At 44.3% G+C, this 14,588-nt stretch carries 13 protein-coding genes and 1 tRNA gene; 4 read left to right on the top strand and 10 right to left on the bottom strand.

Features of this window, described 5'->3' with window-relative positions; genetic code table 11:
• Nucleotides 1-9 precede the first annotated feature (9 nt).
• The 4 genes from ACTNDI_RS03385 to ACTNDI_RS03370 all read left to right on the top strand — a co-directional run bounded on the left by ACTNDI_RS03385 (nt 10) and on the right by ACTNDI_RS03370 (nt 2,092).
• Nucleotides 10-708, top strand: coding sequence for an aldo/keto reductase (locus tag ACTNDI_RS03385; RefSeq protein ID WP_441099351.1), 699 nt, complete (start codon nt 10-12; stop codon nt 706-708).
• A gap of 14 nt (nt 709-722) precedes the next feature.
• Nucleotides 723-1,169, top strand: coding sequence for a flavodoxin family protein (locus ACTNDI_RS03380; protein WP_441099350.1), 447 nt, complete (start codon nt 723-725; stop codon nt 1,167-1,169).
• A gap of 119 nt (nt 1,170-1,288) precedes the next feature.
• Nucleotides 1,289-1,444: a hypothetical protein gene (locus ACTNDI_RS03375; RefSeq protein WP_441099349.1), complete on the top strand. Its 156-nt coding sequence runs from the start codon at nt 1,289-1,291 to the stop codon at nt 1,442-1,444.
• 12 nt (nt 1,445-1,456) lie between these two features.
• Nucleotides 1,457-2,092 (top strand): flavodoxin family protein, encoded by a 636-nt coding sequence (locus tag ACTNDI_RS03370; protein ID WP_441099348.1) that lies wholly within the window; start codon nt 1,457-1,459, stop codon nt 2,090-2,092.
• 124 nt (nt 2,093-2,216) lie between these two features.
• Here ACTNDI_RS03370 and ACTNDI_RS03365 read toward each other — a convergent pair whose 3' ends face one another.
• The 10 genes from ACTNDI_RS03365 to mnmG all read right to left on the bottom strand — a co-directional run bounded on the left by ACTNDI_RS03365 (nt 2,217) and on the right by mnmG (nt 14,229).
• Nucleotides 2,217-2,438, bottom strand: a complete 222-nt coding sequence (locus ACTNDI_RS03365) for a hypothetical protein (RefSeq protein ID WP_441099347.1) — start codon at nt 2,436-2,438, stop codon at nt 2,217-2,219.
• Nucleotides 2,439-3,048: 610 nt separating this feature from the next.
• On the bottom strand, nt 3,049-4,320 hold the full coding sequence (locus tag ACTNDI_RS03360) for an ATP-binding protein (protein ID WP_441099346.1): 1,272 nt from the start codon (nt 4,318-4,320) through the stop codon (nt 3,049-3,051).
• Nucleotides 4,321-5,107: 787 nt separating this feature from the next.
• Nucleotides 5,108-5,181, bottom strand: a tRNA-Arg gene (locus tag ACTNDI_RS03355).
• 54 nt (nt 5,182-5,235) lie between these two features.
• Nucleotides 5,236-6,111 carry a DUF3881 family protein gene (locus tag ACTNDI_RS03350; RefSeq protein WP_441099345.1) on the bottom strand — a complete coding sequence of 292 codons (876 nt, stop codon included), beginning with the start codon at nt 6,109-6,111 and terminating at the stop codon, nt 5,236-5,238.
• A gap of 77 nt (nt 6,112-6,188) precedes the next feature.
• The gene (serS, locus tag ACTNDI_RS03345) at nt 6,189-7,493 is read right to left on the bottom strand and encodes a serine--tRNA ligase (protein WP_441099344.1); all 1,305 of its coding nucleotides are present in this window, start codon (nt 7,491-7,493) and stop codon (nt 6,189-6,191) included.
• A 767-nt stretch (nt 7,494-8,260) separates the two neighbouring features.
• A complete protein-coding gene (locus ACTNDI_RS03340) occupies nt 8,261-8,770 on the bottom strand; it encodes a DUF4446 family protein (RefSeq protein WP_441099343.1) in 510 nt (169 codons plus the stop codon).
• A gap of 28 nt (nt 8,771-8,798) precedes the next feature.
• Nucleotides 8,799-9,932: a ParB/RepB/Spo0J family partition protein gene (locus ACTNDI_RS03335; protein WP_441099342.1), complete on the bottom strand. Its 1,134-nt coding sequence runs from the start codon at nt 9,930-9,932 to the stop codon at nt 8,799-8,801.
• On the bottom strand, nt 9,932-10,720 hold the full coding sequence (locus ACTNDI_RS03330; RefSeq protein ID WP_441099341.1) for a ParA family protein: 789 nt from the start codon (nt 10,718-10,720) through the stop codon (nt 9,932-9,934). Before ACTNDI_RS03330 ends, ACTNDI_RS03335 begins: the two co-directional genes overlap by 1 nt.
• 658 nt (nt 10,721-11,378) lie before the next feature.
• Entirely contained in the window at nt 11,379-12,155 is a 777-nt protein-coding gene (gene rsmG, locus ACTNDI_RS03325) for a 16S rRNA (guanine(527)-N(7))-methyltransferase RsmG (RefSeq protein WP_441099340.1), read from the bottom strand.
• Between the two features lie 187 nt (nt 12,156-12,342).
• Nucleotides 12,343-14,229, bottom strand: a complete 1,887-nt coding sequence (gene mnmG, locus ACTNDI_RS03320; protein ID WP_441099471.1) for a tRNA uridine-5-carboxymethylaminomethyl(34) synthesis enzyme MnmG — start codon at nt 14,227-14,229, stop codon at nt 12,343-12,345.
• Nucleotides 14,230-14,588: the final 359 nt, after the last annotated feature.

Genomic DNA, 14,588 nt, shown 5'->3' with positions numbered 1-14,588 from the left:
GAGATATTTATGAAGAACAGAATCTTAGGAAAAGACCTGGAGGTGTCGCCTATTGGTCTGGGTTGCATGGGATTTTCCCACGCATACGGAACTGCAACAGATGAGGACACAGCCATTAACGCGATTCGGCAGGCTGTGGAAATGGGCTATACCTTCTTTGATACGGCTGAATGTTATATCGGTGAAAAGGCAGATGGGAGTATCAGCTACAACGAGGAGCTGGTAGGAAAAGCGCTTGCTCCATATCGGAATCAGGTAAAAGTTGCCACAAAGTGCGGCGTTAAGCATGAGAACCTCTTCCCGGTTTTGGAAGAACTGAATATCGGATATGTGGCCTTTTCTCCGCTTGCCAACGGTATTCTGTCCGATGCCTTTGCAAAGGGTGAGCAGTTTGATAAAGCGGATTATCGCAGTGCTATGCCGCAGTATTCTGATGAGGCGTTTGAACAGAACAGAGAACTTCTTTCGCTGATCAGAAATCTTGCGGAAGAAAAGAACGCCACACCTGCGCAGATCTCTTTGGCGTGGATGCTCTGCAAGAAGCCTTATATCGTTCCAATTCCTGGTTCGAGAAAGGCAGAGCGCATCAGAGAAAATCTTGGTGCAGCGGAGATCGCCCTGACAGCGGATGAGGTTATGAGCATTGATAAAAAACTGGATCACATGGAGATGTCGGCAGTATTCGGTGGCTCTCCTGTGAAGAAATGATGGAGGAAATGAAAATGAGCATTTTATTTATAAACGCAAGTCCGAATAAGAATGGGAATACAGCAAAGCTGGCGAAGGAACTGCTTACCGGAAAAGAGTACGCAACCTTAAATCTCATCGACTATAAAATCTATTCCTATGGTCAGCAATATCCGGATGACCAGTTTAATGAAGTTATTGATGCGATCCGCAAGGCAGATACCGTGGTCATGGGTTCGCCACTGTACTGGCATAACATCTGCGGTCTTATGAGAAATTTCCTTGATCGCTGCTACGGACCGGTCGGACAGGGCGAGTTTGGCGGAAAGAATCTGTATTTCATCATGCAGGGTGCCTCACCGGAGAAATGGCAGCTTGAATCATGTGAGTTTACCATGTCCCGTTTTGCCGGCTTGTATGGGTTTGCTTATAAGGGCATGGTAACGAATTCGCAGGAAGCAAAGAAAATAAATGTGGATTAATCGGTGGGCGGGGGCGATGTCGATATGATCTTGATAAAGGTGAAAGCGGAAGATGCTTCAATATCAATTATCTGCAGATGGGAGGGCTCTTTACAGCACTCGGCGAATAAGGAGGTCTTATGAAGGATTTTCAATTAAGAAATTTTTCTGAAATGGGCGTGGATATGTATTTTGATGGGGCTGTGTCTGAGCAGGATGTTACGGACATTAATATTGAAACTACGCTTAGCACAGCCGAAGTAACAGCTATCATGAAAGAGTGTATGAGAAAGTAGAAGGTGATGCAAATGAAAGTGTTATTGATAAACGGCAGTCCGCACCAGAAAGGATGTACTTATACCGCGCTTTCCGTGGTGGCGTCTGCATTGAATGAGGAAGGCATAGAGACGACAGTTTACTGGATTGGCAATAAGCCTATCGGTGGATGTATCGGATGTTTCCAGTGCGCGAAGAAACAGAAATGTGTGTTTGATGACAGGATAAATGAATTCACGGCTTTAGCGGCTGATTATGACGGATTTATCTTCGGTTCGCCGGTTTATTATTCCGGCATGAACGGAAGTCTCATGAGTTTTATGGACAGGGTATTCTTCTCAGCGTCCGCGCAGAATCCGCACCCGTTCCGCTTCAAGCCTGCGGCAGCGATTGTGTCTGCAAGACGGGCTGGAACTACGTCCGCACTTGACCAGATGAACAAATATTTCTTCCATCAGCAGATGCCGATTGCCGCTTCCCGTTACTGGAACATGGTTCACGGCAACACGCCGGAAGAGGTTATGCAGGATGAAGAAGGACTTCAGATTATGCGCTACCTTGGCAGAAATATGGCGTGGCTTTTGAAACTGAAAGAAGCCGGGGATAATAACGGAGTCGCATTGCCCAAGCAGGAAGAAACCAGACTTGCAACGAACTTTATAAGATAAATACAACGAAATACTGATTATTCAGACCTGTAGGTCATCTCTTCGGAGAGCCTGCAGTTTTTTTTATTTTGACGTTAGTAAAGATTCGGGTTGATATGTAATATAAAAATTCAAAGGAATATATTTACACAGCAAGTAAGTTCAATTTCTTGACATCATCATAGTGATGCACTCTCTTCGGATCACACGCCAGGAAGAGCTTTTCTACAAGCTCATCAACTGATAGCCTCATCCTGTACGCTGCACGAAATACGAGGTTGTAACGATTCAAATACTTGGTAGCCACACCCCGGTAGTCGTAATAACGGTTCTTGATGAAGCTGTGCAGATTGTTAACCGTGTTCAAGTAGTAATGCCAAAATCAATCGCTCATTTTGAATCCAGGCGATTGATTTACAATTTGCCGGCAAGCTCTGTCATCTGCGCGGACAGTTCAAGAAGGCTTGCACGGACGGAATCCCTGCCAAGTTCGCGTCCCAGAAGCAGATAGTCGGTACTGACATGGAAGTAGAGTGCGATCTCACCAGAAGCTCCAGAGATGGTTTTTTCTTTCCGCCTGACGCGGAGAACGGAAGGATACACCTGCATGCAGTACGATTTGGAATCTTCAGAGTCTGACAAGGGCGCAAAAGGTAAGGGTACCGATACTGCTTTCCCTGAAAACGGAAAATCAGCAATATGTGTATCCTCGCCCTTAATACATGTCAGGCTTTCAAACTGTTTTCTGATGTTCGAAAGCTCCGCCGGCAGGAATAGAAAGAGACCGCCGGCAGGGCTGGATCCTATTAAAAATAGAATCCGATCCTGCCGGCGGCCTCTCATGTAATTTATCTGGTTAAACCAGCCGATAGTTACAAATCGGTTCCTGAATATTTTGGCCTTATAGACGAAAAGATCAATTTGAGCATATTCCGGCATAAGGCAGTCTTTATGGCATGTGCCGATTATCTTATGAATCAGAAGATCGTTTCTTTGCCAAGCAGGAAATCCAGTACATTGATATGACGAATGCCGTTTTCATCCGTGAATGACGCCGGAATATCCCGACGCATAACGATTTTCTCAAAGAAATCATTCGTCAGTCGCAGAGAGTCCAGTTCACTGGTTGTCTTTTCTGTATGAGACATTTCATAGGCGGATTGGATATATACCTTTTTGTCTCCTTGATTGACAACAAAATCAATTTCTTTTTGCACCTTCTGATCTTTTCTCCTGTCGAGAACGACACCAACATCAACGGAATATCCCTGTATAATCAGTTCATTGTACAGGATGTTTTCCATGATATGACCCGGATCAAATTGCCGGAAATTAACTCGCGCATTACGGAGCCCGATATCTGTGTAATAATATTTGTTTGGATACTGAAAATATCGTTTTCCCTTGATATCCCAGCGCTTTGCTTCGCTGATCAGAAAGGCATTCTTCAGGTATTCCAGGTAACTTGAAACAGTTTTAGGGCTGATATTCGCTCTTTTTGTACTGTTCAGTGTGTTGGCAATATTGGTAGGATTTGTCAGAGAACTGACAGATGACGCAAGAAAGTCCAGGATATCAGAAAGTACATCAGGGCGTTCAATTCCCTCACGCTCAATGATATCCTTGATATATACCTCATTAAAAAGCTGTGCTAAATAGTCTTTTCGCTGTCGGTCTTCCTTCAGATTCAGAAGGTATGGCATCCCGCCATAAAGCATATAGCGGTCAAATGCATCTCTTTTATCTCCTCCTGCAGCGGCAAAGAATTCCCGGAAAGAAAGAGGATATACATGGATCTGAGAAGAACGGCCGCGAAATTCTGTTACAATGTCGCTTGACAGCATCCTGGAATTGCTTCCTGTGACATACACATCAAGATTTTTGTATCCCCGCAGTTCATTCAGCATGTCATAGATCGTTACCTTTTCGCCGGGCAGATCCGGATCTGGAACGGAAACAGACAGTTGAATTTCATCGATAAAGAGATAGTACTGTTGTGCGCTGTTTTGTATCTTTGCCTCGACCATACTGCTGAGAGCAATCGGGCTGCGGAATTTTACATCTTTGCGTTTATCAAGTTCGATTGTGATGATGTTCTCCGCGCTCGTCCCCTGTGACAGCAGATAATCACGAAACAGTTCGAATAAAAGAACAGACTTTCCGCACCGCCGTATCCCGGTAATCACTTTGATCTGGCCATCCCACATATAGGAAACAAGTTGGTGAAGATAAAGATCACGTTGTATCATTGGCGCCTCCTGATATTACGTACTTAGGCCGTAATCGTCTTAAGATCGTAATTAAAGTATAGTCCGTTGAGCCCTGCGGTTCAACATGAAATTACGCACTTGAGACGTAATCGGCATAAGATAGCAGTCAAATATTACACCCGGGCGATTGAAGCCGACAGGTATTGGACATTCGCTTGTCTTGGCGATGAACCCAAGATCACCTGCACTTCTTCCGGCAATATGACAGAACAACTTTGAAAACATGAAACTGTAACACACCAATTTACAATTTTCTGGCAATCTCTGTCATCTGCCAGGAAATATGTATACAGGCTGATAAGGCCTTTCGTTTCGGTTCATCTTGGCGGTCATCCACCGGTCTAGCTCCTTGTAGCAGACAGCACTCACACAGTGTCTTCCCTTTGCATAGCAGCAGTCTTCGCATTTCTTTTCCTGCCCGGTCTTGATTACCTCCGCGAGGTAATAGCAGTTCTCTCTGTCCAGGATGCAGCCGGTCTCATCTAACGTAATTAGAAATCCATCCGCAGAAACGGGAGCATCTGCTTTTCATTTTCCGCTCTTTTCCGGCGGAACCAGTGCGCTATCCACAGAAAAACACAGATATACGCATGTAATCAGAGAACCTTACGCCATTTTTAGCAGAGCGGCTGCCTGAGCCTGATTTTGCCCGTTAGAAAAGCCGCCTGTTTTATTAGAAGTCCTCTAATCGAACCCAGAATTCATTAGATGAAATAAAAAAGCATGGAAGAATTTCAAATGAATTCTTCCACGCCTTTACGAGTAGCGTTCCTGGGCGGATTCGAACCGCCGGCCTTCCGCTTAGGAGGCGGACGCTCTATCCTGCTGAGCTACAGAAACAAATATATAATGATATCTGCTCAGACGAACAAATATCATTATACCTTATTTTGATTAAAAATTCAACCTTCCCTGAAGCCAGATTATTGCTTTCAATCTTCGTCCGACTTCCGGTTCTCCCGTCAGATCCTTTTCGTTAATGCAGACGTCCAGAGGGACGTCATTACAGATAACACCGATCTGGTACACCTTTTCTCCGGTCACACGATTTCTGACTTCCTCGCAGCTCGTGATGTCGCCCATGATATTGTACAGGTCACATTCCATACCATAAGGCATGAAATAGGAATCAACAATGGTGTAGATATCCTCATTCTGTACCCTGTGCGAGAGCATGGTATAGGTATCGTAATCCTCCATCGTCAGGCTCTCAATTGCGTCTTCATCGCCGTTCTGTGCCGCGTTGAACAGTGAACTGCGCTCCTCCAGTTTCTTCCGGTCCACGGGAAGCGCTTTCTGTTCTTTCCTTACAGGGAACAGTACCGTGCCGTTTTCCGCAAGTGCAGAAAGGGAAACCGAGGTTGTCGTGTCATTTAACTGTCCGCCGCCACACATGCTGATATATTCACCTGCATTGGACACATAAAAAATCAGTGTCGTGCCGACTCTCATATCGTCACAGGCCCCGGCAAACGACTCTGTGGCCAGATGGCGTTCAACGGCAATCTGCTCATACGAGGTGACCTGCGATCCCCAGAAAAACGGGAACAGATATTCCATATGGAATAAGTTTTCATTGTCGTAGGTGCCGCACACGGTCACGCCCATGTCTGTAGCAAATTCCTTTGATATTTCTGCAAAAAGGTGACCTTCTTCATCCACTGCTGTTTTTTTGAAATCATAGTGAACGAGGACATCCTGAATCAGGCGTCCGAGATCGTCAAGCTCATGTAATCTGCTGAAACCGATTGATCTGAGGAATTTATGCATAGGCAACTCCTCTCAATATTTTTTTGAAACGACAGATCTGTCCATGTGGATTTCCTCATGGCTTCCGTTTCGTTCCATTATTTTTCCAGGCAGGATTTTCTTGGGACAAGCTTGTCCTTTCCACCCATATACGGACGAAGCGGCTCCGGAATCGATACTGTACCGTCTGCATTCAGATTATTCTCAAGGAATGCGATCAGCATACGCGGCGGTGCGACACAAGTATTGTTCAGGGTATTGGCGAGATATTTCTGTCCGTCCTCTCCCTGAACGCGGATTCTCAGTCTTCTCGCCTGAGCGTCTCCGAGGTTGGAACAGCTTCCTACTTCAAAGTATTTCTTCTGACGTGGAGACCAGGCCTCTACATCGCAGGACTTTACTTTGAGATCCGCAAGATCTCCGGAGCAGCATTCCAGTGTGCGGACCGGAATATCCATGGAGCGGAAGAAGTCAACCGTGTTCTTCCACAGCTTGTTGTACCAGTCCATGCTCTCCTCCGGCTTGCAGACAACGATCATTTCCTGCTTTTCAAACTGATGAATCCGGTATACGCCTCGCTCTTCGATTCCATGCGCACCCTTCTCCTTGCGGAAACACGGGGAATAACTGGTAAGCGTAAGCGGAAGCTTCTGTTCCGGGATGATCTGATCGATGAAACGTCCGATCATGGAATGTTCTGAGGTTCCAATCAGATACAGATCCTCTCCCTCGATCTTGTACATCATCGAATCCATCTCATCGAAGCTCATAACACCGTCTACTACCGCGCTGCGGATCATATATGGAGGAATTACATAGGTAAATCCGCGGTTGATCATAAAATCACGTCCGTAAGACAGAACTGCGGAATGAAGCCTTGCAATGTCTCCGAGCAGATAATAGAATCCGTTTCCGGCAACGCGTCCTGCCGCATCCATATCGATTCCGTCAAAGGATTCCATAATATCCGTGTGGTAAGGAACCTCGAAATCCGGAACCTTCGGCTCACCGAATCTCTCAATTTCTACATTCTCGCTGTCATCTTTTCCGATCGGGACGGAAGGATCGATGATATTGGGAATGACCATCATTCTCTTCTTGATTTCCTCGTCCACAACCTTCTGACGGTCTTCAAGCTCGGCAATTCTCTTTCCCGTATCAGCAACCTTTGCCTTGATTGCCATTGCTTCATCCTTTTTCCCCTGACCCATCAGCTTTCCGATTTCCTTGGAAATCTTATTGCGCTCAGCCTGAAGCGCTTCCTTCTCCTGAAGAAGTTCTCTTCTCTCTTTATCAAACTCGATGACTTCATCAACCATCGGAAGTTTTCTGTCCTGGAATTTGTTGCGGATGTTCTGTTTTACTACTTCTGGATTTTCTCTCAGAAACTTAATATCAATCATGATTTCTTCCTCCTGATTCTGCTTTGAATACTATATAATATCGCTCATGAATTTGCAAGTTACTGTATAAGTCCAGTCGCAATGTTCTTGGCCCACGGGGAGCTTGCTCACCAGTGGGCAAGAACATTAGCGACGACAACAGGTATGAGCATGGAGCGGTGCGAAGCAACGCGGGAATGCGAATACCTGTTAGCGGCACGGAAGCTGCGAAGCAGCGAAGTGACGCGGGGACTTATACAGTTTGTGGCACGATGTATCGTATGGCCGTTTACTGTATAAGCTCTTCGAAAACGCAGACAGGATCGTCACGCGCGAAGCGTGTGTAAGAGACTGTATGCGATTTCGAAGGCAACAGGTATGAGCGTGAAGCCGTGTGAAACACGGCGAAAACGCGAATACCTGTAGGATTGCGGGAGTGCGAAGCACGGAGCAATCCGTAGCTTATACAGTATGTGGCACGATTTATCGTATGATGGTTACTGTATAAGTCCAGTCGCAATGTTCTTGGCCCACAGTGAGCTTGCTCACCAGTGGGCAAGAACATTAGCAACAACAACAGGTATGAGCATGGAGCGGTGCGAAGCAACGCGGGAATGCGAATATGCGCGGGCAGTGAGCCACATCCGCTCACACAAAGTGTGAAGCGGTGGGGAGAACGCCGCGACAGACCGACGAAGTCGGTCACCTGTTAGCGGCACGGAAGCCGCGAAGCAGCGAAGTGACGCGGGGGCTTATACAGTATGTGGCACAATGTATCGTATGGGCATCTACTGAATATTCTCCTCACCATAATGATATGCGGTCCGCAGTGCCTCTACTTCCTCATCACTCAGCATGATATAGGATTCTCCTTTTACGATTTCCTTGATATAGAGATAGCAATTATCCCGGCTGTGGATGGCGTTCAGTACAAATCCGCTATTCTCCGAATCGAGCATTGCGAGCGCAAAGCTCATCTTACCCCCTACATCCTCGAATGCGTCATACTTCACAATTCCGTATTTTGTCAGCGATTTATCGTATATTTTTTGCAGGTGCTTCAACGACGACGCATTCTCCGCCTGTCTGCTGTCCAGCTTGTCGAGTGCCTTTATCTTTGATGCCATCGCCTTTTCTACCGATTTTCCATCATTTCCCTTCATGAAAATCCGGTACTTTCTTGACAGATGGTTGAGTCTCCTGTTTGTCTGTGCCAGTGTAACCGCGAGCAGCACCACGGCTACTGCAAGGATAATAATTATGATTCCGGCTGCTGTGCTCCCGAATAGAGTTTTCATTATTTATACTTCCTTCCTGCGCCCTCGTTCAGCCGATCATATCAATGATTCTTTCCAGTTCTTCCTGCGAATAATATTCAATTTCGATTTTCCCTCTGTCTCCCTGTGGCTTAATCTGTACTTTACTTCCCACCAGTTTCTGGAGATTTTCCTCGATGGATTTATATGCAAGTGCTGTCTGCTCATCCATCTCCGGCTTTGTGCGCTGTTTTCTCGGGTTCAAAATACTCTTCACAAGTTTTTCCGTTTCACGCACACTCATTTTTTTCTGAATCACCTGATGAGACGCATTGATCTGCGCTTCTTCATTCTCGATTGCGAGGAGCGCTCTTGCGTGTCCCATGGTGATGTCCCCATTCAGCAAAAGATATCTCACAGGTTTTGCAAGCTTCAGAAGTCGCAGAGAATTTGTGACTGTTGATCTGCTTTTTCCTACTTTTACCGCCACTTCATCCTGTGTCAGATGGAATTCGTCGATGAGTCTTCGATAAGCTTCTGCTTCTTCGATTGCATTCAGATCTTCCCGCTGAATATTTTCAATCAGAGAGATCTCCATCTGCTCCTGATCATCAAAGTTTTTCAATATTACAGGAACTTCCTTCAATCCTGCTTCTTTTGCCGCTCGCCATCTTCTTTCTCCCGCAACGATGACGTAATACTTGTCCTTCTTCTGAACAAGAAGCGGCTGCAAAACTCCGTACTGCCGTATGGAATCGGCCAGCTCGTGGATTGCCTCTTCCTTGAAGTCCTTACGCGGCTGATCCTGATTGGGAACAACCTCGGTCAGCGGTACCGTAATCACACGGTTTTCTGCAGATTCTTCGGAAATATTTTTTGATGCTGCTGGTGGATCTGAGGAATGTCTGGTATTATCCGGAACGCTATCGGATGAATTGCCTGCCTTTAACGATGCGCTGCCAGACATGAATTCCGTCGAAACGTTTGTGATATTGTCTGCGTCATCATTGCTTCTGCCATTTTCAACGATGTCATTTCCAGCATTTTCAGTACTGTCTGACGATGGTGATTTTGATATGCTTTTATGGTTACGCGGCCCAGCCTCTTTTTCCCGTTCTTTTTCCTGTTCTTCCTCATTGTCAATTTTGTGAGGAATCAGAGACTCTAATCCTCTTTTCTTATTTAAACCTCTTCCCGATCCCATTACTCAACTTTTCCCTTCTTGACCAATTCTTTTGCAAGCTTACGATAGGCTTTTGCTCCTTCTGATTTTCTGGCATAAATATTAATCGGAAGGCCATAGCTCGGTGCCTCCGCCAGACGTACATTCCTGGGTATGATGCTCTTAAATATGTGAGCATCCAGATTTTCTTTTACATCATCAATTACCTGACCGGAAAGCTTTGTTCTTGAGTCATACATTGTAAATACAACGCCTTCGATCGTCAACTTATCATTTAATCTCTCCTGTACCAGATTGATCGTATATAAAAGCTGTGCCAGTCCCTCCAGCGCATAATACTCACACTGAATCGGTATAAGAACGCTGTCGGCAGTAGTAAGCGCATTGACCGTCAGCAGATTCAGAGAAGGCGGACAGTCAATAATGATAAAATCATAATTTTCCCGTTCTGGTGCGATTTTATCTCTGAGAAGATACTCCTTATTTTCTGTCTCAATCAATTCAATATCTGCACCCGCCAGATCTACATTTGAAGGCAGAAGAAAATATTTTTTGATTTCATCATTTTTCTTATACTTCAGCTTAATCATACAGTCTTCAATCGAGCATTCTCCGAGCAGGAGATCATAGACTGTATTTTCAATTTCCTGCTTGTCGATTCCGACTCCGCTGGTAGTATTTCCCTGCGGGTCCATGTCGATTAAAAGCACTTTTCTGCCAAGTTCGGCAAGAGACGCAGAGAGATTAATGGCGGTGGTGGACTTCCCGACACCACCTTTCTGATTTGCAATAGCGATTACTCTGCTCAAGTGATTTATTCTTCCTTTCAATCAAAAATATTGTGTCCGGTTTAAGACTTTAATAAAGAAACAACAGATTGATTATACCATTTTTCAAAAATAATCGGTAGATGTTTCACGTGAAACATCTGTTTATTTTCAAATTGTATTATGTTCAACACGCTCTAAAGAATACTAATGTTTCACGTGGAACATTTCCCTGTATTTCTTAATTTCGATTCAGAGTGAGCATACGATTGCTGTGGTATATTCTCATCGTATTTTACATGGAACTTCGCTGATATATGCATTGTTCTCTTTTTTACTGAATTTCGGCTACGGACAAATATCTCATTAATGTTTCACGTGGAACATTATCTCCATTTCGTGATTACATTTCAGATGAAGCATTTGCTTTCTATCAAATTATCGAAATAATGATTCAAAATTTTTTCTTGCCGTACTATATAAAATATGAGTAAAAAATTCCACGTGATTCATCTTGATCTTTTATGTCGCGGACAGTTGATTTACGTCTTAGACATAAATTCGTTCATGATGTTTCACGTGGAACATTTATGATTACGATACGTTTATGATTATGCTATGCATTTGTTTGATCAGAGCTTGTATTATCTCTAATATTCAGTCTGTAAGAGTTTATATCTGACTCTGAATCTTTGAGATCCTATAAAGGTTTTTTTGTCGGTGTCCCTGCCTTTCGAGGATATGTTGCGGGTATCTTTTTGACTTTTTTAATGTCAATGAGAGTCCGTTCTATTTTTTCGTTGTCTGACGGATTGTTCATAAGGAACGTTTCTGTCCCGGCTATTTTACCTCCGAGTGTAGTTATTGCTCTTCTGGATGTTGCGATTTCTTCTTCCGCTTTATTTGACTTGTAAGCAATGAAGTCTCCGTTTACCTTTACAAGCGGCAAGCAATATTCACAAAGAGGAGAAAGGTTTGCAACTGCTCTGGATACTGCAATATCATACTGTTCTCTGTGCATCGGATCTCGTCCGATATCCTCGGCTCTTTTCTGCAGGACGGTTACGTTTGTCAGATTTATTTTTTCAATCAAAGCGGTCAGATACTTTACTCTCTTCAGAAGTGCATCGACCAGTACAAACTTCACATTTGGAAAAGCGATTGCGAGAGGAATTCCCGGAAATCCGGCACCCGTCCCCATATCGATTACCTTTAAATCTTTACCGTTGACTAGTTCATCTCTGATCTTTTTGATCCGGACAAGAGAGAGACTATCGATGAAATGCTTTGTAATCACGTCGTCGAAATCTGTGATTGCTGTAAGGTTCATCACCTTGTTTGTTTCAACAAGCATCTCATATGTAAGCATAAACTTTTTGACCTGTTCGTCCGTCAGGGAGAGATGAATCTCTGCTAATTCTTCTTTGAATCGATCTGCAGAGTATTTATGTTCATATAAATCATTTGCTTCATTCATTTCATTTACACCTGTAAGTGGAACTCATTCTCAGTTGTTCTACTGTATTTCCCTACTTCTGTATTTCTTTATTTCTAAATTTCTGCACTTTTATATTTCTGTATTTTTGTAATTCTGTTTTTCTGTAGTGCTATATTTTTTTCTTCTGCTTTATCGTTTTCAGATTTTCCGCGGCTGCCGTCTTTTCTCAGTCTTTCTGCTGCCGTCTGCTTTCCAGATATACCATAAGTACAGATATATCCGAAGGAGAAACTCCGGAAATACGCGATGCCTGCCCGATGCTGATGGGGCGGTACTTTTCCAATTTTTGTCGTGCTTCTATTCTGAGACTCGATACGGCTTCATAATCGATATCATCCGGAATCTTCCATGATTCTTTCTTTCTGAACTGCTCCACCTGCTTCATCTGTCTCTTGATATAACCTTCATACTTGATGTTGATATTAACCTGTTCACCAACATCCTCCGGCAAGACCGGACGGTCATGATCAATTTCTGCAAGTATTTTGTAATTCAGCTCCGGACGCCGGATGAGCTCCGCTATGGAACTGCCGCTTTTCAGCTCTGTTGAATGATTACTGCTCAGGAAGTTCTGTACCTCTTCTGTCTGTCCGACAAAAGTATTTGTGACTCGTTTAATCTCGTCTTCAATTTCTTTCTGTTTCTTCAGTGTCTTTTCATATTCCTCATCACTGATCAGACCGACCCGATGTCCGTATTTTCTCAGCCGGAGGTCAGCATTATCCTGGCGAAGCAGCAGTCTGTATTCAGCCCGACTCGTCATCATCCGATAAGGCTCAAATGTCTGCTTGGTACAGAGATCGTCTACGAGAACTCCGATATAAGCATCCGAACGATCGAGAATCAGAGGTTCCTGTCCGTTTACCTCCATGGCCGCATTGATACCCGCATAAAGTCCCTGTGCCGCCGCCTCTTCATAACCGGAGCTTCCGTTAAACTGTCCGCCGGAAAAAAGTCCGTGTATTTTCTTGAATTCAAACGTAGGCTTCAGCTGAACCGGGTTGATGCAGTCATACTCTATGGCGTAAGCGTTCCGGACAATTTTCGCATGCTCCAGACCGGGAACTGTACGATACATCGCGTCCTGCACATCTTCAGGCATCGAGCTTGACATACCATCCACATACATTTCGTTTGTATATTTTCCTTCCGGCTCGATAAAAACCTGGTGACTGTTCTTGTCTGCGAATTTTACCACCTTATCCTCAATGGACGGACAGTATCTTGGCCCGGTCGCATGGATTTTGCCGGAATACAGTGGAGATCGGTCCAGATTTGCTCTTATTATTTCATGCGTCTTCTCATTCGTGTGCGTCAGCCAGCAGGATTCCTGCTCAATCTGAACTGAAGCAGGGTCTGTTGAGAATGAGAATGGAATGACGGGATCATCGCCCTTTTGTTCTTCCATCTTTGTGAAATCAATGGTACGTTTATCGATACGCGCAGGTGTTCCGGTCTTGAAACGGAACATCTCAATTCCATTTTCCTTCAGTGAATCAGTGAGATGCGTGGCAGACTGTAATCCATTTGGTCCTGTATAATTCACGGTATCCCCGTACAGACACCGTGCATTGAGATACACTCCGGTACAAAGGACCACTGCCTTGCTGTGATAAATGCCGCCGGAAAAGGTTCGGACTCCTTTACAGACACCATTTTCGACGATCAGATCAGACACCTCTGCCTGTTTAATGGTCAGGTGATCCTGATTTTCCAGCACACGTCTCATGCTTCTGCTGTACTCACTCTTATCCGCCTGTGCTCTGAGGGAATGAACGGCAGGTCCTTTTGATTTATTCAGCATTTTGGACTGAATAAATGTACGGTCAATATTTTTTCCCATTTCGCCGCCCAAGGCGTCAATCTCTCTCACAAGATGACCCTTGGAGGTTCCGCCGATATTCGGATTGCACGGCATCATCGCAATATTATCCGCGCTGACGGTAAAAACAATCGTTTCAAGGCCAAGTCTTGCACATGCAAGAGATGCCTCGCATCCGGCATGACCGGCACCTACAACTACTACATCGTAATACTTTTCAATCACAGGCATGATGTCTTCCTTCATCTGATTTTCATCAGTTATCAACAAATTTCCTCAGTTATCAACATAAACCATTTAAGTTTGTACAGCATGTGGCACGATGTATCGCACGGGATTTAAAATTAGAATGAACATTCGGATACGGCTATAGTGAGTTATGATGATATATAATATATATTTTTTAATTTTAATAATATATTATTTTATATTTGTTATATTATTATCATTTTATCGCTAAAGCTGTATTTCTCTCTTCCGTTATTTTCAAGCAATATTTCACGGAGATTTCATCGACCTGATCTTTCATCTATTTCCCCATGCAGGATTAATATTTCGCCGAGATTTCACTGACAAGATCATTTATCTAT

The organism is Bilifractor sp. HCP3S3_D3, from assembly GCF_052063915.1.
Lineage (GTDB): Bacteria > Bacillota > Clostridia > Lachnospirales > Lachnospiraceae > Bilifractor.
The sequence above is the reverse complement of the archived record's forward strand: the minus strand, read 5'-3'. Positions and strand labels throughout refer to the sequence as shown.